This is a genomic window from Lachnoanaerobaculum sp. Marseille-Q4761 (assembly GCF_017565785.1).
GTDB lineage: Bacteria > Bacillota > Clostridia > Lachnospirales > Lachnospiraceae > Lachnoanaerobaculum.
Genome location: NZ_JAGEKB010000003.1, coordinates 620,784 through 642,359 on the forward strand (window position 1 = coordinate 620,784; position 21,576 = coordinate 642,359).

19 protein-coding genes are annotated in these 21,576 nt (G+C 35.2%); 2 read left to right on the forward strand and 17 right to left on the reverse strand.

The annotated features are described in order from the left end of the window. Positions 1-50: 50 nt before the first annotated feature. Both J4O15_RS14065 and J4O15_RS14070 read right to left on the reverse strand, forming a co-directional pair. A complete protein-coding gene (locus J4O15_RS14065; protein ID WP_009220814.1) occupies positions 51-542 on the reverse strand; it encodes an NUDIX hydrolase in 492 nt (163 codons plus the stop codon). Beyond that, positions 539-940: an SdpI family protein gene (locus J4O15_RS14070; protein ID WP_208101192.1), complete on the reverse strand. Its 402-nt coding sequence runs from the start codon at positions 938-940 to the stop codon at positions 539-541. Before J4O15_RS14070 ends, J4O15_RS14065 begins: the two co-directional genes overlap by 4 nt. 224 nt (positions 941-1,164) lie before the next feature. On the opposite strand from J4O15_RS14070, the gene J4O15_RS14075 reads away from it, so the two are divergent. Further along, complete coding sequence (locus tag J4O15_RS14075) at positions 1,165-2,301, forward strand: exonuclease SbcCD subunit D (protein WP_208101193.1); 1,137 nt, start codon at positions 1,165-1,167, stop codon at positions 2,299-2,301. Further along, complete coding sequence (locus J4O15_RS14080) at positions 2,301-5,066, forward strand: AAA family ATPase (protein ID WP_208101194.1); 2,766 nt, start codon at positions 2,301-2,303, stop codon at positions 5,064-5,066. The genes J4O15_RS14075 and J4O15_RS14080 overlap by 1 nt, the downstream gene beginning before the upstream one ends. A 64-nt stretch (positions 5,067-5,130) precedes the next feature. Here J4O15_RS14080 and J4O15_RS14085 read toward each other — a convergent pair whose 3' ends face one another. From J4O15_RS14085 to J4O15_RS14155, 15 genes are all read right to left on the reverse strand, one after another. Beyond that, positions 5,131-5,343, reverse strand: a complete 213-nt coding sequence (locus J4O15_RS14085; protein WP_208101195.1) for a hypothetical protein — start codon at positions 5,341-5,343, stop codon at positions 5,131-5,133. Positions 5,344-5,699: 356 nt separating this feature from the next. Then, positions 5,700-6,605 (reverse strand): Rpn family recombination-promoting nuclease/putative transposase, encoded by a 906-nt coding sequence (locus tag J4O15_RS14090; protein ID WP_208101196.1) that lies wholly within the window; start codon positions 6,603-6,605, stop codon positions 5,700-5,702. Between the two features lie 247 nt (positions 6,606-6,852). Then, entirely contained in the window at positions 6,853-7,323 is a 471-nt protein-coding gene (locus tag J4O15_RS14095) for a GNAT family N-acetyltransferase (protein WP_208101197.1), read from the reverse strand. Positions 7,324-7,394: 71 nt separating this feature from the next. Further along, complete coding sequence (locus tag J4O15_RS14100; RefSeq protein ID WP_243762076.1) at positions 7,395-8,099, reverse strand: hypothetical protein; 705 nt, start codon at positions 8,097-8,099, stop codon at positions 7,395-7,397. Between the two features lie 94 nt (positions 8,100-8,193). Further along, positions 8,194-9,372, reverse strand: a complete 1,179-nt coding sequence (locus tag J4O15_RS14105; RefSeq protein ID WP_208101198.1) for a VWA domain-containing protein — start codon at positions 9,370-9,372, stop codon at positions 8,194-8,196. A 9-nt stretch (positions 9,373-9,381) separates the two neighbouring features. Beyond that, entirely contained in the window at positions 9,382-11,634 is a 2,253-nt protein-coding gene (locus tag J4O15_RS14110; protein ID WP_208101199.1) for a DUF5682 family protein, read from the reverse strand. A 9-nt stretch (positions 11,635-11,643) separates the two neighbouring features. Continuing rightward, positions 11,644-12,729 carry an ATP-binding protein gene (locus tag J4O15_RS14115; protein WP_208101200.1) on the reverse strand — a complete coding sequence of 362 codons (1,086 nt, stop codon included), beginning with the start codon at positions 12,727-12,729 and terminating at the stop codon, positions 11,644-11,646. Positions 12,730-12,741: 12 nt separating this feature from the next. Further along, positions 12,742-13,578: a hypothetical protein gene (locus J4O15_RS14120; RefSeq protein WP_208101201.1), complete on the reverse strand. Its 837-nt coding sequence runs from the start codon at positions 13,576-13,578 to the stop codon at positions 12,742-12,744. A 12-nt stretch (positions 13,579-13,590) separates the two neighbouring features. After that, the gene (locus tag J4O15_RS14125; RefSeq protein ID WP_208101202.1) at positions 13,591-15,114 is read right to left on the reverse strand and encodes an SWIM zinc finger family protein; all 1,524 of its coding nucleotides are present in this window, start codon (positions 15,112-15,114) and stop codon (positions 13,591-13,593) included. 58 nt (positions 15,115-15,172) lie between these two features. Beyond that, positions 15,173-16,417: a DNA polymerase IV gene (gene dinB / locus J4O15_RS14130; RefSeq protein WP_208101203.1), complete on the reverse strand. Its 1,245-nt coding sequence runs from the start codon at positions 16,415-16,417 to the stop codon at positions 15,173-15,175. A 5-nt stretch (positions 16,418-16,422) separates the two neighbouring features. After that, complete coding sequence (locus J4O15_RS14135) at positions 16,423-17,883, reverse strand: hypothetical protein (protein WP_208101204.1); 1,461 nt, start codon at positions 17,881-17,883, stop codon at positions 16,423-16,425. Between the two features lie 98 nt (positions 17,884-17,981). Further along, positions 17,982-18,371: a thioesterase family protein gene (locus J4O15_RS14140; protein WP_208101205.1), complete on the reverse strand. Its 390-nt coding sequence runs from the start codon at positions 18,369-18,371 to the stop codon at positions 17,982-17,984. A 33-nt stretch (positions 18,372-18,404) separates the two neighbouring features. Beyond that, positions 18,405-19,427, reverse strand: a complete 1,023-nt coding sequence (locus tag J4O15_RS14145) for a gamma-glutamylcyclotransferase family protein (RefSeq protein WP_208101206.1) — start codon at positions 19,425-19,427, stop codon at positions 18,405-18,407. 309 nt (positions 19,428-19,736) lie between these two features. Continuing rightward, positions 19,737-21,134 carry a macrolide family glycosyltransferase gene (locus J4O15_RS14150; RefSeq protein ID WP_208101207.1) on the reverse strand — a complete coding sequence of 466 codons (1,398 nt, stop codon included), beginning with the start codon at positions 21,132-21,134 and terminating at the stop codon, positions 19,737-19,739. A gap of 29 nt (positions 21,135-21,163) precedes the next feature. Further along, positions 21,164-21,553, reverse strand: a complete 390-nt coding sequence (locus J4O15_RS14155; RefSeq protein WP_208101208.1) for an immunity 22 family protein — start codon at positions 21,551-21,553, stop codon at positions 21,164-21,166. Positions 21,554-21,576: the final 23 nt, after the last annotated feature.

Sequence of the window (21,576 nt, forward strand, 5' to 3'; positions counted from 1 at the left end):
CAATATTATATCTCCATTATATAATACTAATACATAAAGTTCATCTATTTTTATATATCAAGTGATTTTCCATCCAAAACAGCTTCCTTAAGACTTTCATCCTCACCATAAACCAGCTTTAGTGAAAAAAAGTCCTTTCTTTCTTCCAACAGTCTCAAAAAAATTCTGTCACCTTCCCAAAGGTTGAGATTAAGCACTTCTTTTTTATCCACCCATCTTAAAACTCCTTCATTACATTCTATAGGTTCTCCTACCACATTTCGACCTACAAAAAGATGCATATATTCAATAAACTCTTCATTTTTCTTTCCATAGACAAAGGTAACTATGCCACGAAAATCAAAATCTTTCAGTTCATATCCTGTCTCTTCTCTTACTTCACGGATAAGACATTCATCCGGACTCTCCAAATCCTCAAAATGTCCTCCTACTCCTATCCATTTATCCTTATTTATATCATTTTTTTTGCTCACCCTGTGCAGCATAAGATATTTATCATCTCTTTCAATATAGCATAGAGTGCAAAGCTTCATTTTTCTCATTTTTTCTCGGTTTTTCCTCTCTTATTTCCATTTTTATCAAAATTTTTTCTAAGTGATATTTCAGTCGGAATAATAGGTAAAATCATTACAAGCAATTGTACATAACATATCACTATTCCCGTAATGCCTACCGTCTTCTCATCATTTCCCAAAACAAATAATAATGCTATAATACTTAGTGCACAAATAATAATTCCATATCTGAACCAAAGTTTACCAAAAAATTTATGCGCATAATCCCAAGTATCCTTACTTTTCATTGACATTGAGGTTCTATATCCGAAAGCAAATCTGCTCTTTGCTATAGGAGGAGTCTTCTTCTCAAATATAATACCGTAAACAATCATTATAATCGGGATAAGCAAATTCATAATCAAAGTAAAAATCCAAAAATTCATAATTCCCCTTTGTAAAAGCCGCACATTTTAGGTGAAATCGACAATTCGAATCTTTTCACCGACGACTCTTCTTATGCTATAATATTAGCATATATATTTTTATACTTAAAGTGCCAACAGCCTTATTTTAAAAGGATTTAAAGAGTATAAAATATAACTCTTAAAAAGCTTTCACAGATAAAAGCTTTTAGAGTTTAATTTAATATATTTGAAAGGACTCCTATATGAAATTTATGCATCTGTCCGATTTACACCTTGGAAAGCGTGTAAATGAGTTTTCAATGTTGGAAGACCAGGTCTATATACTAAACAAAATAGTAAATATTATAGACCTGGAAAAACCTGCAGCTATAATACTTGCCGGTGATATTTATGATAAGCCCATCCCCCCTGCGGAGGCTGTGGAGCTTTTTGATGATTTTCTCTATAAACTTTCACAGAGAAATCTGAAAGTATTTATAATAAGCGGAAACCATGATTCCGCCGAGCGTATTGCCTTTGGTGCCAGACTTTTTGATAAAACAGGTATTTATATGTCACCCGTATATACCGGCAATATCAGCCCAATAGAAATGAGTGATGAATTTGGGAAAATAAACATCTACATGTTGCCATTTATCAAACCTGTACATGTACGAAGATACTTTCCTGATACGGAAATCACTTCCTACACAGATGCAGTTTCTACGGTAATTGAAAATATGCATTTAGATACAGGTATCAGAAATATACTTATAACCCATCAGTTTGTTACAGGAGCTTCCCGTACGGAGTCCGAGGATATCTCTGTGGGTGGTAGTGATAATGTGAATGCAGATGTTTTTTTTGACTTTGATTATGTAGCGCTTGGACATATTCACCGCTCTCAAAGCTGTAGTAGTGAATATATAAGATATAGCGGTACTCCGCTAAAATATTCCTTTTCAGAATCAAAGGATACAAAGAGTATAACTGTTGTTGATATAAAAGAAAAAGGCAATATAAAGCTTGACTTTATCCCTCTTACACCTCTTCGTGATATGGTGGAGATAAAGGGAACTTATGATGATCTTATGCTCAAGAGTTTTTATGAAAATACCACATACCCTGATGATTATGTGCATATAACATTGACAGACGAAAACGATATTCTTGATGTTATCACAAGGCTTCGTGTAGTATACAAAAATATTATGAAGCTTGATTATGATAATCAAAGAACCAGAAGTAACTCTGAGATTAATCTTATAAATGATATGGAATCAAAGTCACCACTGGAATTATTTGACATTTTCTACGATTCAAGAAACGGTCAACCTTTAAATAATGAACAAAGAGAATTTATGGAAAGTATTATTGAGGATATATGGAGGAATAAATAATGAGACCGATAAAACTAACTGTTTCAGCATTTGGACCTTATGCCGGCGAGATAGACTTTGCCTTTGATAAGCTGGGTACAGGAGGACTCTACCTTATAACCGGAGATACGGGAGCCGGAAAAACAACTATATTTGATGCTATTACCTACGCACTCTATGGTGATCCCAGCGGAAATAACAGAGAAGTTTCAATGTTTCGCTCAAAGTATGCCGATATTAAAACACCGACATTTGTTCGACTCATTTTTAACTATAAAGAAAAAGAATACACTATAGAAAGAAATCCGGAATACGAAAGAGCTGCACAGCGAGGAAGTGGAGTTACCAAGCAAACAGCAGGTGTAAAACTTACTCTTCCTGACGGAAAGCCTCTTACAAAGACTAAGGAAGTGGAAAATGCTATAAATAATATTATAGGCATTAACAGAGAGCAGTTTTGTCAAATCGCAATGATTGCACAGGGTGATTTTTTAAAACTTTTGATTTCACCTACCAAGGATAGAATTGAAATATTCAGGCATATATTTAAAACAAAACTTTATTCAGATTTGCAGGATAGATTAAAGTCCGAATTATCTGTACTTAATAACGATTGTTCAAAAATCAAACAAAGTATATCACAGTATATAAGTGGAATAAGTTGTTATGACTCTTCACTATTGTCCCTTGATGTTACTAAGGCAAAAACCGGCGACCTGCCTACAGATGAATGTATTACACTTATTGAGAAACTGATAGCTGAAGATACTTTAACTGAAGAAAAGGCTGACAATGCTATAACTGAAATAGAAAAACAACTTGATGTGTTAAAGATAAATATTGAGCGTGGTGAAGAGTTTGTAAAAATCAAACAGGAATTTGAACAAAATAAAGCCAAGATTTTAAAATTGACTGAAGATAAAGCTTCTCTCACTGAGACATTAGAAGAAGAACAGAAAAAAACATCTATTCAGGAGGAACTTACCAAATCATCTGCCACCATACAGGCACAACTACCTGAATATGATGAGTTGGATCAAAAAGAAGCTAACCTGAAAAACAATGCTATAAATATTGAAAAAAGTAAAACATCACTCACAAAAACACTTACAGATATTGAAAATTTAAAAGCTGAAATAGAGAAATTAACCGAGGAATCTAAAGCTCTGCAAAAATGCGGTGAGCAAAAAATTTTATTTGAAAATCAAAAGTCGGTTCATGTGGAAAGTCTTTCAAAGCTTAAGGCTCTATTAAATAGCATGGAAGAATTGAAAAATATTTCTGTAAATTACAAAAAAGCAAAAAAAATATTTGAAGAAAAAAAGCTCATGGCAAGTGAACTCGATTCATCATTTAGAGTAAAATACAATCTTTACCTTGATTCTCAAGCAGGTCTTTTGGCAGAAAACCTTGAAGATAATATGCCATGTCCTGTATGTGGCTCGCTATCACATCCTAAAAAGGCAATTAAACCTACTGAAGTTCCAAAAAAAGATGAACTTGATATTCTTCAATCCAAAGTTTCAAAGGCAAATGATGAGGCAAATGATGCCAGTCATAAAGTAGCAAACTTAAAAGGTGTGCTTGGTGAAAAGACAGATACTACAGTGAAATCTATTAAAGAATTACTTGGCGATATTGATATGAACAATGCTACCGATATTACAAAGGATAGAATAAGTGAGCTTAAGAGTAACATAAAAGTACTTGAAGAAAATATCGAAAACGAAAAGAAGCATATAGTCAGAAAAGATGACATTGACATTAAACTTCCTCAGTTGCGTAAAAGGAGTGATGAATTACAAAATAGTATTGTTGATATAAACAATACTATAAGTACTTTGGAATCAGAGAATAAATCACTTAATTCAAGAATCGGTGATTTAAAAGAAAAGCTGGTATTCTCTTCAAAACTTGAAGCCTCCAAAGAAATTCAAAAAAATGAAGATATAATTTTGAAAATCAAAAAAGGTATAGAGATTGTCACAAAGAATTTAGGTGAATGTAGTGAAAATCTTGCCTCTGCCAATGCCAAAAAAGTGGAACTTTCAAAACAAATGAAAGGCAAACAGGAAATTGACCTTGCATCCGAAAAAATCAAGTTGAATGAGCTTGATTTAAACAAAATTCAGCTTAGAAAGAACAAAGAATCTATTCATAGCCGAATAGTAAACAATAAGTCAAACTACGATAATATAAAGCAGAAAGCTACTGAGCTTTTAGATATCGAAAAAAAGTACACCTGGATAAAGGCTCTATCAGATACTGCAAACGGTACCATCACAGGCAAAGATAAGATTATGCTTGAAACCTATATTCAAATGCATTATTTTGACAGAATTATTGCAAGAGCAAATACAAGGCTTATGATAATGACCGGCGGGCAATATGACCTCATCCGAAGAGAAGAATCTCTTAGTAAGGTCGGACAGAGCGGACTCGACCTTGATGTCATAGACCACTACAACGGTACTACAAGAAGTGTAAAATCACTCTCCGGTGGTGAATCATTTAAGGCTTCTTTGGCACTGGCTCTTGGGCTCTCCGATGAGATTCAATCCTCAGCCGGCGGCATTCAACTGGATACTATGTTTATTGATGAGGGATTCGGCTCTTTAGATGAGGACTCACTTTCTCAGGCAATGAATGCCCTTGCATCACTTGCAAGCAGCAATAAGCTTATCGGAATTATCTCACATGTAGGCGAGTTAAAGCAAAAAATAGACAAACAAATCATTGTCAAAAAGGACAAGACCGGCGGAAGCAGGGCTGAAATAATAGCATAAACAAAAGGTTATAGTAGTCATTTTCGATTACTATAGCCCCTTTTTAAGTATAAAGTCTTATATACTATTTTTTAATCCACTCTCCCAAAGATCCGTCTGAGATCTCACTAAGGTAATAGTCTGTTCCGTTTTCATGAACCCATCCTGTCTCCATAGCTCCGTCTTTATCGAACTTAAACCATGCATTTCTATTTGTATAAGTATTATGAAATACTTTCTTAGATCTCTTAGAAGAGCTTCCGGCTGATGAGCTTGATCTACGGTTTTTCCACTCCATTTGTCAAAGTACTTGCAAATACTTCTAAGTTATTACTTAACAGTAATAAGCTTAAAATATACGCCATAAAGCATCTTAAAATATTTCTTTTCATATCCTTCCCTCTAAAATCATTATTTTTTAGCAATATACCACCATTCTATTCTGTATTTTTTACCACATTCCTCCTTTATTTTTATATAATAAGCTAATTTATTTATATAACAAAAAAATATAAATAATATGTAAAAGTAGCCTATTAGCGCCGGTACCACTGATTTTTTGCCTATATAATTTTAATTTAAAATAAAAAATGGTACTGTAAAATCATTATAAATCAGATTTTACAGTACACTGTTTTAAGTTCTATTCTAAACTCAGTTTTTAAAAGCATCCATCAAATTATACTTTTTGAGTAATTCATTTCTGTATTCCTTATTAGTATTAGCTTTAAGGATCTTTTCCAAATCCCCTTCCTTTACCAATATTTCATTCAGCTTGCTTATTATATTCGCCCCCTTTTCAATGCCTATCTCCAGTCCTTGCTCAATACCTTTTTCAATGCCTTTTGCCTCTACTCTGTCAAGTACTTCACACATAGTCACTCTCTCCTTTCCGTTCAAATCATTTATAGTTTCCTCAAATCTTCCGTCTCCGGTCATTGCAGCCATCAACATTAACAATTCTTCTACATGATCAATTACAGTTTTATCAGGTATATAGTCCCTATTCACTCTCATTTGGTATAGGTAGTCAGCCAGTATTTTAAAATCACTTTTAAATAAATCTATCTTTTCTCTAGCTAAATATGCTATCTCGAAAAGATTTATTTTGAAATCATTAACATAAGGTTTTATATTTTCTTCTATGTCAAGTATTTCAAAAAGTGTTTTGGGATATTCCCACTTTCTGTCAAATCCAAGATATAATACTAAAGTGATTACAGGATATTTTATTTCATTCCTTTTTTCCCTCCTACTTTGTTTTACATACTCTGCACCATCATATCCAAAGACTCTAAATGGCATTAGCTTATCAGGGCTGGTTTGATTTTCCAATCCCAAAAATGCCATATTTATTTTACTGTTATTCCAGTATTTTGCAACATCTCTGTACTGAGTTCTAACTCTTCCGTCAACTTTCAGCACACTCATTGGCAAAGCATCAGTAAGGTTATTCTCATCAACTATAATCTCACCGTTAAATAAAAGTACATTTAAAACATCTGCGAATACATCATTATAGCTTTCCAACATTTTTTGAGTTACATCTTTTTCTCTCATGTCTCCTCCCTATTATACCAAAAATTAAAATTACTATCTATTCCATTGGGATTAATATTGTTTGATTTTAGAATTTTAAGAAAATTTAGAAATTCAAATTATCTAAGATAGATTATATTCTATCCTATATATTACCAAAACTCAATAATATATTATAAAATATTATGAATTAAAATATATAAAAAATAGACTGCTACACAAGGTGTACCAATCTATTTAACTTATCATACTGTATCAATTATATCTTTTACATTTCCGCCATCTTCCTTAATGTATCCCCGGTTATCCTATATGTTGTCCAGTCTGACATAGGAACGGCACCAAGAGATAGGTAGAAGTCAATGCTCGGCTTATTCCAGTCAAGGCACCACCACTCAAGCCTGCCGCAACCTCTCTCAATCGCAATAGACGCAAGCCTTTTTAAGAGTGCCTTACCATATCCCCTGCCCCTAAACTCAGGCAATACAAAGAGGTCCTCAAGATATATACCGGCTCTTCCAAGGAATGTAGAAAAATTATGAAAAAACAGTGCAAAGCCCACCTCTTTTTCATCTTCCATAACAAATATAACTTCCGCCTTTTGCTTGTCAAAAATCCACTCTTTTAAAGTATCTTCATCAGATATAACTTCATCAAGCATATTCTCATAAGATGCCAATTCCTTTATCAAATGAAGTATCAAAGCTGTATCATCTTTTTTTGCAAATCTAAATTTCATGCATCCTCCAATCTTTGAAAATACATATCTATTATCTGTACATCTTCCATAATGTCCTCTTATACGCCTAATTATTCCAACGCTATATCAATCTCTTTTATATCATCAATCCTTGCTGAGGAATCTGTTCCTGTTATATAAACAATTGAAATATTTGTTTGAGGATTCACAGTAACTGTGGTTGTCTTTGCAATTATAGCGTATGTATTATTTTTTTTACCTATATATGCTATGGGATCATAAACCACACCCACATGTTCTTCCAGTGCCTTGTTAAATATGATATCTACATCAGGATTTTCCTTCAATGAGGTATTTTTGCTATTATACTCCCAATCGGGCTTTCCTTCAGGTAATCTCACAGTTTCTGTGATCTGTGCATCACCTTTTAAATCTTCATATACATTTACTATATTATAATCCGGCTTGGCATCCGGTATCACCATTTCACCTTTGCAAAGGTATGAATAATTCATACCTGCTACCACCTGTGAACCAAGTACCGCAACCACCTCATATCTATATCCATCCAAGCAGTCTATCGCCTTATTAAAAGCCTCCATAGCTTCTTTGTTATTTGCCGGATCCATAGCTTCATTTATTGCCCATCCACCTGTAATCGGCGCAGGCTCGCCCGTTTCTTCAGATTTCCCTGTTTCTTTAGTCTCCTGTGATACTGTAGTTGTCTTATCATCTGCATTATTTGTTTTTATGCTGCATCCCATAAATAAAACAACACAAAAAAGTCCCAATGTTATAGTAAATAATTTTCTCATTTTCTGTCTCCTTAAATATTTTTCTGTGATTACCTCACTCAATTATATAGACGGAAAATAAAGTCATAAGGTCACAATATAATTTTTTAAAATTTTATTTTCCTGCCCCGCCTTTACTGTTTGCAAACTCACTAAGATCCTCATTTTTCATCGCTTTTTCAAGGAGTCTAGGCAACATCTGTGGAGCAGCTGCAAAACATGGTATACCCTGACTTGCAATCCTTTGTGCCATATTGCTATCATAATATGGCTTGCCGTCATCGGATATTGCAAGCAGGCAAATCACAATAACACCGTCTTCTTTCATCTGTGTCAATCTTCTAAGAAGTCCTGCACGGTTTCCACCCTCTTCAAGGTCTGAAATCAAAAAGAAAATAGTTTTTTTAGGATTCTCAATATATTTACTGCAATACTTTATTGATTTTTCAATATCGGTTCCCCCACCAAGAGTAAAGCCGAAAAGTAAATCAATAGGATCATCACATTTTTCACTTAAATCTACAATATTGGTATCAAATGCCACTACCTTAGTCTTTATAGCACTCATACTTGCCAGAATACAGCTCATAATGGATGAATATATTACAGACTCTCCCATTGAACCGCTTTGGTCAATATCCAATATTACAGTATATTTATTGGCTGCGGTTGTTGCACTTCTTTCAAAGAAATAATACTTTTGCGGAATGATCTTTTTTAGCTTGGTATTATAATCCTTGATACCTTTTCTTATAGTAGTTTGAAAATCCAGTGCAGATGCGGATGGAATAGGTGAATGCATACGACGGTTTAGGCTTGCGGTTACCGCTCTTTTTAAATCACTTTCAAGTAATGCATTTATCTGTTCCACTATCTTTTTAATAAATTCTCTGGCACCTTCCTTACTCTTTTTAGGTATCTGATCCTTTAATGTAAGTATCATACTCGCCATTTGCATATCAGGTTCTATATTTTCCAAAAGTTCGGGTTCAAATATAAGCTGCTTTAGACCGCATCTTTCCATAGCATCCGCCTGAATAATCTTTACAAGATCCTTATCAAAAAGTGTTCTCACATCCCCAAGCCATCTGCTGATTTGCGGGCTTGAAGCCCCCCTTCCTCCACCGCTGCCAAAGCAAAATTTCATATTTCTGTTATAGATTGCATCCAGAGCCATATCCATCATAAGATCTTCATCACTCAGGCGTACACCCTCACCCATATTTTCCATTCTGCCGTCAGCCTCGGCTCCAAGTATCAGCCTCCAACGCCTCAGTCTGTCATTTGTATCCATTTATATCTCCTAAAAGTCTCCAAAATCAAAGTCTTCAAGTATTTTTGTATCCACTTCTTTTACTTCCGAATTGATTATTTCGCTTACTACCTGTGCATTAAGTCCCCAGATTTCTCCAAGATTTTCAGCAATCATATCCTTTTCCTTTGCACTGTATTCTACAAAAGCTCTCCTTAAAAATACAACAGAACGCCTGAACTCCTCTTCATCCAAAGTGTCCAGATATTCACTCAGGCTTTCCCATAATGTAAGCCTGCCAATAAGTGCATAATGATTTCTGATTGACAATCCTGCAAACCAGTTGGCGCCAAGTTCTGCCGGCATTCCCATAGACAGTCTTCTTGAAACCTCTTTTCTAAGAGTAAGTTCATCTATTTTGCCTGCATCAAGCAGTATGGCGGTTGACAGTCCTGAGATTTTTGTATTTAAATCATCTCTTTTTGCTACCTCCATAAGCTTATCAAACCAAAAACTCTCATCAAGGAAATCCTGTACCAAAAACACATTATGTATACTTTGAATATCCTCGGATAAAGTAATCGCCGCCATATCATCGCAGGCGGATTCATCTGCAAGCATAAGTGAAGCTCTGATACAAAGCCTTTTAACAATAGGTTCAAGAGGTTTTCTGTCAAGTTTTCGTATATCACCAAAGGAAATCATGCTTGAAAGCTTGCTCACAGTCAAAGCAATATCATGCATTGATATTGCACCGTTTGCCATCTCATCCAGGCTTCTTTTTGCTCCCTCCACTACTTTCGGCATTCCGCAATTAAATGCATCTTCAATAATATCCGCTATTTCGGATATCTTTGTTGCCTGTGACAATCTCTCCCCAAGTACAAAGGCTACAGCCTCAGATATGGTATCACCCTTTAATACGGTTTCCACTATCTGAATCTCCGCCTCGGGAGTCCATTGTAAAACCCAGTTCTCCGCCCATGTGGCATTGTCCTGTCTGTTTCTTTCGATTTTTGCAAAATCAATTCCAAGTATAAGCAAACGATAAAGGAAAAAAGATCTGTTCAAATCAAGAAATGCACTTTCTCTTGATTTTACTCTCAAATTTTCCCTAAGATCCAGTTGCAAGGGTTTTGCTACAAGTTCTTTATACTTTTCAAGCTTCAGTTCATTAAGCTGTGAAGTAAAATCACTCTGTATAGATGTCTGCATAGCATCCTGCGGCACATGACCTATCTTTTTACCAATATCGCTTTCGGCAAATCCCATAGCAAGCTCACCGAAACTTCCGCCACCCATACAGGTGATACTTGCATCCTTTAAATCACAAAGTGTAGGTATGGAGCCTCCACGAAGAGCCGCCAGTGATCTTGCAAGTCTTGTAGCCTCTATTACCTGTGCGGATGAAACTATACCTCCATGCTCTCTCATATATTTTGCCAAAGTGCTTAGATATTTTCTCTCATGAAAGGTGATATCCTCATTTAAAAGTCCCTGCCAGATAAGCTCATAATATGCAGGTGCTGCATTTCCTGCGCCATAACCTGTTCTTTTACTTAGTCTGTAGTATGAATAAGGCATCAATGTAATATTTGAGTCTTTCTTTTCTAATGCCATATACTCTTTATCAGTCATTGCACCGTCAAGGCTTTCTATAGCTGATGTATGAAAAGCACCTGTTACAGCCACTATTTTCTCCGGATCAATACCTTTTTTAATAAACTCTTTTGCCTTTCTTTTCATAAAGCTTTCACGAATTATATCTCTGACAAAAGTTTTATCCAAAGCTTCGGAGTCTTTCCTGAGGCTTTCTCCAAATAATGCACTGCCTGCCTTATATGCGGTCATATCCTCACTCTGCTCTAAGTTTCTTTCCCAGAATCCTTCCATATCTGTTTCCAATATTTTTTTAGACGATTTTGCGGGAGAATTTTCAAAATCCATATTATTTTCCTGCTTTGTATCCTTGATGTCGGCTTCTTCGCTTTCAAGTCCCAAAATTATATTTGACTCCAAATCAAAAAAATGACATTCCTTGCCGTTTTCCCTTGCCCAAAGGATTGCCTGATACTCAGGTGAATAATTTGCAAATGGATAAAGAATGGTATCTATAGGTGCTTCCTTTGTATATGCCATAATGGCAAATGGAGGTATCAGATTCTTAGATACGATATCATCTATCAAAAAATCAAAATCCGCAGGCCCCTCTATAAGCACCAAATCAGGCTTGTTTTCATCTAAAAACCGTCTTAAAAAATAAGCTCCCGCAGGTGAAAAATGTCTAATTCCAAAAGTTTTCATGGCTACCTCCTAGCCATTGAGTGCCCTACACTCATTGTAAAGCCCAATCCACTCTTTACCACGCTTTTTCATTATATTTTCAAGATACTCTTCCCAGACTTTTGAATCTTTCGAATCCTCCTTTACTATTGCCCCTTGAAGTCCTGCCGCAAGATCCGCATCACTTATCTTACCGTCTCCAAAACTTCCTGCAAGTGACATACTGTTTGTAAGTAATGAAATAGCCTCGGCTGTGGATAAAACATTTGCAGTGGATTTTATTTTCTGCTTACCGTCCAAAGTCTCGCCCTGCCTAAGTTCTCTAAATATTGTACAGACTTTCTTTATTACCTCTACCTCAGGTACCTTTGAAAGCAATGCCATGCCCTCTGAAAGTTTTTCAATTCTGGTCTTTACAATATCCATCTCTTCTTCCAAAGTATTGGGGCTTGGAAGCACCACAATATTAAATCTTCTCTTTAGAGCGGCACTCATTTCATTTACCCCACGGTCTCTGGTATTTGCAGTAGCAATCACTGAAAAACCTTTTTTAGCCGCACTGTCTTTGGATAGTTCGGGAATTGAGATTCTTTTCTCTGAAAGAATGGAAATAAGAGCATCCTGTACTTCGGAGGCACAACGGGAAATTTCCTCAAATCTTGCTATCTTTCCTTCTTCCATAGCCTCAAAAATAGGGCTTTTTATAATTGCCTTATCACTTGGTCCCTCCGCTATAAGCATTGCATAATTCCATGAATATCTTATCTGCTCCTCTGTTGTACCGGCGGTTCCCTGTATAACACAGGTGGAATTGCCGTTTATCGCCGCACATAGATGTTCTGAAAGCCATGACTTTGCAGTACCGGGCTCACCTATTAAAAGAAGTGCTCTGTCGGTTACCAATGTAGCTATCGCAATCTCAACGATTCTTTTATTTCCGATATACTTTGGCATTATCTCCACACCATTGCACTCACCGCCCATAATATATGTAAGAACCGACTTTGGAGACATCTTCCAGCCTGCCGGAACAGGATTTTTTTCAGCCGCTATAAGTGCATCTATTTCCTTTTGGAACATGACCTCAGCAGGGAGTCTTTGTAATTCTTCGCTCATATCTACCACCTTTTATTTTTTCTTTTTAGCCAAATCTTCAAAAAATTCATCAATTCTTGTATCACTGAATGTCTTTAAAACATTCATTGCTTCTGCCTTGCTTGCCTTATCTGCAGTCTTTGCAATCTCAAGCAAAATATCTATATTTTCTTTACAATACTTTAATGACTCTATAGCCTTCCTTTTAATATCCTTTTTGCTATCCGGATTATTTACAATTGACAAGTAAAAATCATTTTCCTTACCCCTTGCAAGCTTTGAAATAACTTCAAGTCTTAAATACATATCGTTTTTGCCCATAGGATCAAAGCCTCTTTTTAGAGGTTCAATCATCATCTTACCGTCTTCCACCATCCATCTGCTGATTAGATATGCAAGTTCGCTATAGCTGTCGCCAAGTCCTTCGATATACTTTGGAAACACTCTGTAATCTAAAAATATCTCCGGAGTATCCTTTCTGGCATTCACCAAAATATCATATCTACCGCTTCCGGTAGTGGTAAGTGCCGTAATAACCGGCTCAAGCATTTTATACGAATAGTTTTTTAACAGCTTTCCGCTTCCCCCTTCAATATCTGAAAGCTCTTTATTTTCATATATACCTGCTTGAGTTTCAAGCACTGCATCTATTAATGCAAGTAAATCCAGAGCCTTCTCTCCGGGATTATCACATATAGGCAAATCCAAAGCCTGCTTTTCTATCTGTGCAAATACCGGGGCAAGCTTTGATAAAGCTGCCATATCCTCTGTCGCCTTTTTTAATCTGAAATCTTCTTTTATAAGAGAACTGCCTGTGATTATACTGTTCTTTAATTGCTCTCGTAACTTATATAAAATATCTAAATTCATTATATCCTCCCACTAATATGCCAGCCTAAGTATTTCATCATCTGTAATGATGCTTCTTGGCTCTATACAGATTTGACGAAGTCTTCCATCATAATATGCCAGACCGAATAATACCTGATTACTAAGGTAATTTTTACCTGGAAGTGATAATAAAGAATCAATTACCGTACTGTCATGGCTGTTCGGTTTTAATAAAATCTGCTTGCCCTCAGTATCTTCTACAACTATATCCTCTTCATACTGTCCTATCTTTTTAAACTCAAACAATACAGCATAGGCATTATCAGACAAAGTCGCCTTTAATATATTTTTAGCAGGCTTTATAAATTCAGATATACTCTTCTTAGCAAAACTCTTTATCTTTTTAATATCTGAAATATCCAAATCTTCATCTTTAGAACTTTCAAAACGAATTCGGGTATTTTCTCCGTCATTTGCAGGATAAAAATAAAGCTTATCAATACATTTTTTACCAAAAAAGCTGTCATCTCTTTGAATATATTTTTTTGCCTTTACCGGGCAGTAATTAGCGGTATAATTTATTTCACCGCTGTCAATATCAATCCAATACCCCTTATCCGTATACTCTTCCTTTACACTGTCAAACTCCGATAAGAAGCTTAATTCTACAAGCACTGCATTATCCTTTTTAAGCCCGATCTCACCAAGTTCTTCAAGCTTCCATACTCCTCCAAGCGCCTCATAAAGTATATTGTCATCAGGATTTGTATCATCGCTTTCAAGCTTTTTTAGAAGATAATCCCTTGCCCTTTTTTCAATATATCTAAGTTTTGTAAGTTCTTTTACAGCCAAGTCAAATAAATGTTCCTCAATATGATCATTTGGATAATCTTTTCTTATCTCGTCTATATAACTCTTAGGATAATTATTTTTTATATCTTCTATAAATTGCGAATTTTTTATTGTTCTCAGATACTTCAAAAACCTTTTAAAATAAATCTGTACTCCCGGTAGATAAAAATCTCCAAGTTGCTTTGCAAGCTCATCATATTTTTTATCAAATGCCGCATCCACACAAGCTGCCACACCCGCATTTGTTATCTGATTCATCAAATCCTTTAATAAATCCAGACCTTCGATTTGCTTTTTTACTTTCTTTGTTTTTGCAGCCTTTGAAACTGTGCTTGTCTTTTTCGGTTTTTCCGTATTTTTTTCTTTCTCTGCCTTTTTCTTCTCCTTAGCCTCTATCTTATTTCTTTTATCTATAATATCCTGTGGAATATCAGCTGTTTCAAAGTCCTTTCCCTCCTTCATCTCAAACATCAATCCAATTGCATGTTTACATGGAAATTGTCTGCTTGGACAGGTACATCTAAATACAGGCTCTCCCTCTTTTTCAAAGTCTATGGAAACGATATAATTACTCTTTCCGCTTCCCTTGCACTCTCCAAAGTAAAGGCTGTCATCTTCGGATTTCATCCTTTTTACAAAACTGTTTCCCAGCTTTCTGCCATTTGTAACTGCATTCGCATTCGGTGCTATAGAAACTATAGCCTGCTCATCAAAAGTTCTCATATTTGATCCTTTCCGATATATTTTTGTAGTATTATACCATAAAATAATATCGTTATTTTTAAATATTATATTTTTGCATTGACTCCATCACTTCTCTCATTCTCTCAATATACCCATATATATTCATCCCATTTGAAATATTTTTTATTTTATCAAAATCAATCTTATAATAAGCCTTCATCTCCTGCCATTTAGCCTCCGCTTTTTCTTTTACAATATCGCTTTCCTTAGAAAACACATCAAAAAAGCTCAGTTGTCTGCCATCTTCTTCTCTCAAATGGTAAATACCTGTTCCTACAAGTCTTACCTCGGCTTTTGGCACATTTTTTAAAAGTTTACTTGTATTTTCATAAATGGTATAGGCATCATTTGTATTTGCACTTATAAGTGTTGACCTTGTAATAGTCTTCATATTGGAATATGTTATCTTCAGAGATACCCCCTCTCCATAAAGCCCCAGCCTTTTTGCCCTCTGCTCTATGCGAAAAGCCAGTATAAAAAGTACATCATCTAAAAGTCTGAAACTTGATACATCCTTTTGAAATGTAAACTCCTTACTGATTGACTTTGTCTCCTCTTCCTTATAAGGTATCACCTTCCTGTCATCAAATCCGAATGCCAAATCTACAAGATATTCCCCCTGTTTTCCCATGAATCTTTTTACTTCATTCTTTTTATCCTGTAAATCTCTTACAGTATCAACACCATATAAATGAAGTTTTTTTGCGGTCTTTTCTCCCACTGTATAAAGAGCACGCACATTTCTGTCAAGCACCAGCTTTATAAATTCATCTCTATTTGGTATTTCAAAATATCCGTCAGGCTTTTTCTCCTCACTCGCCATCTTTGCCGCAGTCTTTGAATACGCCAAACCTACAGAGCAGGTAAGAGAAAGTTCTTCCCTTACCCTCTTTTTGATTTCAAGACCAATCCTGCCTGCATCTTCCCATGAATTTACCTTTTTTGTAAGGTCAAGATACCCCTCATCCAAAGCTATGTATTCTGTAACATCGGTATAGCTTTCCAGTATCTTATGCAATTGATTTGATACTTTTCTGTATTTATCAAAATTCGGATGCATAAATATCCCCTTTGGGCAAAGATTAAAAGCCTCTTTTATATTCATTCCTGAACGAATGCCGTATTTTCTGGCTTCATAATTGCAGGTAGACACAACACCTCTTTCATTTGGCATAGAACCGATAATAAGCGGCTTTCCTACCGGAGTTTTATCATCCCTCATCTCCACTGAAGCATAAAAGGCATCCATATCTACATGAATAATTATTTGATTTTCAAACATATACTCTATCCTGCAAAAAATGTACCGTCAAAGACCTCATCAACAGGCTTGCCATCTATCTTTATCTCATAATCCGATATCTTTTCCATAGGTATACGGACAACACTTCCGTCAGACATTGTATAATCTGTAAAACTTTCCTTATCAGTGCCTACAGGTGTAAGTAAAATTCCCACAGGGAGATTTATACTTCCTAATGAATTTCCGTTCACACCATCAAGCATCTCTCCATTCAGCTCTATCTTAGCTGCAAGTTGAACAGGCGTTGTAATAGTGAAATAATCCGTTAAAGCCTTCGGTCTGCCATCATCTGCCAACTCATATTTTCTCTCCACCCAAACAGAGCTGATAGTGAATATATTATCCCCAAGATAAAAATCATTCGGATTTAACAAAGCCGTATGTGCAAAACTGTCTCCGATACTTATTGTTTCAGACTTCTTATTTAAATCAATGATCATCATACTTTTATAATCATTATCATATGTTAATTCTACATAAAGATAGGCATGATCTCCCTTTTTCAAAACATAGCTCTTTGAAATACCATAGCTTGAGCCGTCCTGATAAGTCCTCTTCTCCCCGTCTATTTTTACTCTTATTTCCTGTGCAATATCATATTCATTGATTTCCTGTGTTAGCTCCAAAGCCCTTTCTTTTCCGTCAATATTAAACCTTATCTCCCTGTCCGGCAAAATTTTAAAAGCATAATCATCAGGCAGTTTTAATACATCATCCTTAAAAAACTCACTGTATCTTGCGTATTCAAGCGGAATACTTACAATCTCTTTACCATAATCATTTTCCTTAATCATATAAATCATCATTCCGCCATTATTTAATGCCCATGCAATATCAGAGTCATTATTGGTGCCGTCTGAAAATTCCTGAGGTTTAGTCAAAACACTTTCTAACTTTTCGCTAAAATAAGCTATATCAGCACCATATTCTTCCATAAATTCTTCACTCTCTGTGAGCTTATCATATAATCCGACAGGATTTTTTAAAACATCCGATATTTTCAATTCCTTACCTGTATTTGAGTCTATATTTATACCTCTGATTTCCTCACCGGTTTTATCATAATCACTGTATGCCATTGTCTTTATAAAAAGACTGAAAATATTCGAATCGGCACGAGTCAATTCAATACTTGAATGTTCATCCGTCCATTGATTATTGATTTTTTCAATAATACTTTTCAGATTATCATTTCCTTTAACTTCCACCTGCGGCATCATTCCCTCAAGTAAGGAAAATCCTTCCCTGACCTTATAAAAAATATGAACATCCATCATTTGCACATCATTTTTTATAATTCCTTTTTCAACTTCCTCAGCCTTACTTTCTAGTGCCACGCTCTCCTTATCGGCACTTTCATTTGTACTTACTGTTATTGAAGTACTCCTTCCACATCCAGCCAACAAAAAAGCCACCAACATCAAATATATAAATCTCTTTTTCATATAATCCTCCTTTTAGACTATACTATCACAAAATAACGACTCTACCAATAAATATAGTATTAAAAAAAGTGCATTCGGTCTCCCTCCTGCACTAATTATTATTTGTCTGACTTACTGTCAGTCTTTGCCTGAAACTTTTCATTATTTACAATAAATCTTTCATGAATTCCCTCACCTATAAGCCCCTTTTCATCATATGCTTCAACCTTAAAAGTAAGAGCTCTTCCATCTATTTTAATAAGCTCCGACTTTATCTCCACCTTCATTCCAAGCGGTGTAGCCGATAAATGCCTTACATCCACAGAAATACCTACAGTGGTAAAGCCCTCATCCAGCTTATCCGATACACTCCTAAAGCAGGACTCCTCCATCAAAAGTATCATTATAGGAGTGGAAAATACCTCTAAACTTCCACTTCCTATACCTGCCGCAGTATTTTGCTTTGTTACAATGGTCTCTTTTTGTCCCCTTATTCCTACTTCCAACATAGAATTCTCCTTTATATTAAATAAATTGTAATTTTACATAGTAAACATGGTTATTATATGCGCTTTAACCCTCTCCTCATAACAAAATTTAAATTCTTTAGGTATTTCAATTACTGCATTCTTTGAAGAATATAACTTTTTATCGGTATTTTTTGATATATCCGTATTAACTGTTTTTGCAGAATCTATACCACTGTTTTGCGAATCCTTAATTTCTCCGGTTTTAAAAATTTCAAATCTTTTATCTTCGCTGATTTCACCGGAGGAAAACATAAAAAGCTTTGGGCTTTGCAGTATCTTGATTCCATATTTTTCATATAAATACTCCGAAAACTCACAATCCCCAATCACAAGCTTATTTTCAAGTGCATCCTTCCATAAATCCAAAGGATTACAGGTACATACAGGCAGCATTACTGTCAAAGTATAACTCTTATCCTTATTAATACTGTAGTACAATGATACTCTTATTGATATATCACCATATCCTAAATACTCATATCCGATAAAACCGCAATCTATTTTTGCCCCACCCTTATCTTTAATAAGATTTTTAAACTCCTCAGTAAAAAAATCTTGATTATTTGCATATTTTCTTAAAGCATCCGAATCTGCTTCAACAAGATAATTTAAATATATATCACAAACAGGAAACTCTGTATCCCTATGCCTTGCAAAATCATCTACCCTTGCTTCCAGATTTTCGATATTGGACATACCCTCGGTATTATCCTGTAATTTTATTTTTTTATCTTTTTCTTTCTTTATATAGATATAAACATTCTCTGTTCCATACTCCGATTCCACACTGACTTCGGTTTTCAAATACATAGGAATAACTTCCCACTGGTCTATATATGCAAAGTCTTCTTTACTTACAAGCAATACCTTTCCATTGACACATCCACCCTCATTAGGCACTACATTATAAAACTCCTCTGCCGTATTTATAGAATACCCTACAAGTTTGGCATCATAAGACTCCAAAGTATGCCCCAAAAGCTTGTTTTGAAGGTATTTAGATTTTAATGTTCCGTATACAAATATTTTGTACATAATATCTCCCATATACCAAGATAGTTTATAACCTTAATTTAATTTAGCAAATATTTGGCTCAAGCCATATTTTTATAATGCCGATATATTATAAAAATCTTAGTATATTTATTTCTTATAAAATTTATTCTATGATATATTAGCATATTCCGGAATACAAACAAAGTTTTTTATCAATGCAAAACTATAAAAAGCTGCTGTCAGTAGGCTTCCCATGACCATAATGTAAGATTCTAAATGTTTTAATACATTTAATAAGTTTTAACCTCTACCTTGATTTTAATTACAATGAAATATTTTTTGACAGTATCACTTCTTTTCATTAATTTTTTTGATAACAGCGTCGTACCGTTTTTTCTGTACGATTCTACCTATCGGTAAAAACAGCATAACACCAACAATACTAACAATCCACATATATTTCCGGCTTATAAATACTCCAATAAAGACAATCAGTATTATAATACTTAGCCAAAATATAAGTTGAAACTTTCCATTTTCTTTATTTAATTCACTCAATACATCAACACCCTCAGATGGATGGGGAGCGTTTTCTATAAATTCCGCAGCTCCTGTTGTTCCTATACAGGAACGAAAATCAACACTACATTCTTTCGCTGATATACGATAACCTGTATTATTCAGCACTTCCTGTACGGCAGAACGAATACCCTGCACAGAATCATTATTAAGCATAATACCTGCTCCTATTTCTGCGGTTCTTCTTGCCACAGCCCTTTGTTCGCTTGTCTGTGGATAAAGAACCGGCGGAGTAGCCATATACAGACTCTCGGAAATGCTGTTCATACCGCAGTGAGTGATAAATACATCTGCCTTTGAAAGAATACTGAGCTGGTCAACATATGGGTATACTTTAACATTTTCAGGCAGTATTCCCAATGCCTCTCGATCCATAACATTACCACATGATATGACTATGTCTATATCCTGACCTTTTAGAGCCTCAATACATCTACTATAAAAATCCGGTCTGTTATTGATAACTGTTCCCAGAGAAATGTAAACAAGTGGTCTTGGCTTTTCCTTCTCAGGCTCGTCTTTTGAAAAAACTGATGGACCTACAAAGGCATAATGCTTGGAGAAGCTCTCTGCATAGGGTTGGAAATGTCTTGAAGTATAAACAATTGAATCTGTATTATTATCGCTTTGGACCAAAGATAAGGCACTACGCACATGATAGCCGTAAGGCTTTAATTTCTTTAGTTCCTTAGATATTTTCGGCAGTCCAAAAATCATATCCGCCAGTTCTTTTAGCGAATTTTTCATATACTGCGAAGACATTTGATTAAAAGCAAATGTACTTGTGGACACCACCATAGGCACACCATGCTTCCATGCATTAAGCTTTCCCCAAAAGCAAATAGAGTCCGTATATATAACCTCAGGATTAAATGACAAAAATTCATTATGCAAAAACTCATCCATTGCAAGCGTAGTACGAATACCCTGTATTGTCATTTCAGTGATGGAGACATTTTTAAGCTCTGTCTCTTCTCTTTTTGTAAGCTTTGGAAGATAAGAATCACAGGATATAAACTCAGCTCCTGTTGCCTCTATCTTACTTTTAAATTCATTAAATGAATAAAACCTGACTGTATTTCCTCGATCAACAAACTTTGCTGCAACAGGAAGCATCGGATTTGTGTGACCATGTGCAGGAATACAGAAGAAAGCTATTCTTTTCAATCAGTGTTACCATCTCTTTCCATAATAATTTATACATCTATCTTCCCAATATAGTACATACTTCTACAAGATTTCGGTTCTAAATCAAGAAAATCTTTTACTAAGACTCCAAAAATTACATTACCCTCTAAAATCCCTTTATCTTTACATATTCTTTCAAACCCACCTAAATCTGCAATGTAGTCTTTTGCCAACTCTCGGACTCTGCATAAAGAAAGCCTATCAGAAAACCAAAAATCTTTTTTGTCCAACTCTTCCAATCCCATTTCCCTGCAAAATCCGCACTTTAAACTCTCGCTCGGTTTATCCCCCTCGCCTTTCCTCCATATTTCCATTTCATTTTCATAAATTTCATTATCCCAATATTGTTCAAAATCACTATCTTCAAATGTTCCAATCCATACATAATAAGTTTTCATAAATAATTTTAATTCAGAGGCCG

Coding starts and splice junctions, on each gene's coding strand:
- J4O15_RS14100 (WP_243762076.1), bottom strand. CDS start 8,099: ATGAGAAAATTATTTACTATAACATTGGGACTTTTTTGTGTTGTTTTA.
- J4O15_RS14135 (WP_208101204.1), bottom strand. CDS start 17,883: ATGAAAAAGAGATTTATATATTTGATGTTGGTGGCTTTTTTGTTGGCT.
- J4O15_RS14155 (WP_208101208.1), bottom strand. CDS start 21,553: ATGAAAACTTATTATGTATGGATTGGAACATTTGAAGATAGTGATTTT.
- J4O15_RS14095 (WP_208101197.1), bottom strand. CDS start 7,323: ATGAAATTTAGATTTGCAAAAAAAGATGATACAGCTTTGATACTTCAT.
- J4O15_RS14080 (WP_208101194.1), top strand. CDS start 2,301: ATGAGACCGATAAAACTAACTGTTTCAGCATTTGGACCTTATGCCGGC.
- dinB (WP_208101203.1), bottom strand. CDS start 16,417: ATGTTTGAAAATCAAATAATTATTCATGTAGATATGGATGCCTTTTAT.
- J4O15_RS14070 (WP_208101192.1), bottom strand. CDS start 940: ATGAATTTTTGGATTTTTACTTTGATTATGAATTTGCTTATCCCGATT.
- J4O15_RS14125 (WP_208101202.1), bottom strand. CDS start 15,114: ATGAGAACTTTTGATGAGCAGGCTATAGTTTCTATAGCACCGAATGCG.
- J4O15_RS14090 (WP_208101196.1), bottom strand. CDS start 6,605: ATGAGAGAAAAAGATGTAACTCAAAAAATGTTGGAAAGCTATAATGAT.
- J4O15_RS14075 (WP_208101193.1), top strand. CDS start 1,165: ATGAAATTTATGCATCTGTCCGATTTACACCTTGGAAAGCGTGTAAAT.
- J4O15_RS14105 (WP_208101198.1), bottom strand. CDS start 9,372: ATGGATACAAATGACAGACTGAGGCGTTGGAGGCTGATACTTGGAGCC.
- J4O15_RS14085 (WP_208101195.1), bottom strand. CDS start 5,343: ATGGAGTGGAAAAACCGTAGATCAAGCTCATCAGCCGGAAGCTCTTCT.
- J4O15_RS14120 (WP_208101201.1), bottom strand. CDS start 13,578: ATGAATTTAGATATTTTATATAAGTTACGAGAGCAATTAAAGAACAGT.
- J4O15_RS14115 (WP_208101200.1), bottom strand. CDS start 12,729: ATGAGCGAAGAATTACAAAGACTCCCTGCTGAGGTCATGTTCCAAAAG.
- J4O15_RS14145 (WP_208101206.1), bottom strand. CDS start 19,427: ATGTACAAAATATTTGTATACGGAACATTAAAATCTAAATACCTTCAA.
- J4O15_RS14140 (WP_208101205.1), bottom strand. CDS start 18,371: ATGTTGGAAGTAGGAATAAGGGGACAAAAAGAGACCATTGTAACAAAG.
- J4O15_RS14065 (WP_009220814.1), bottom strand. CDS start 542: ATGAGAAAAATGAAGCTTTGCACTCTATGCTATATTGAAAGAGATGAT.
- J4O15_RS14110 (WP_208101199.1), bottom strand. CDS start 11,634: ATGAAAACTTTTGGAATTAGACATTTTTCACCTGCGGGAGCTTATTTT.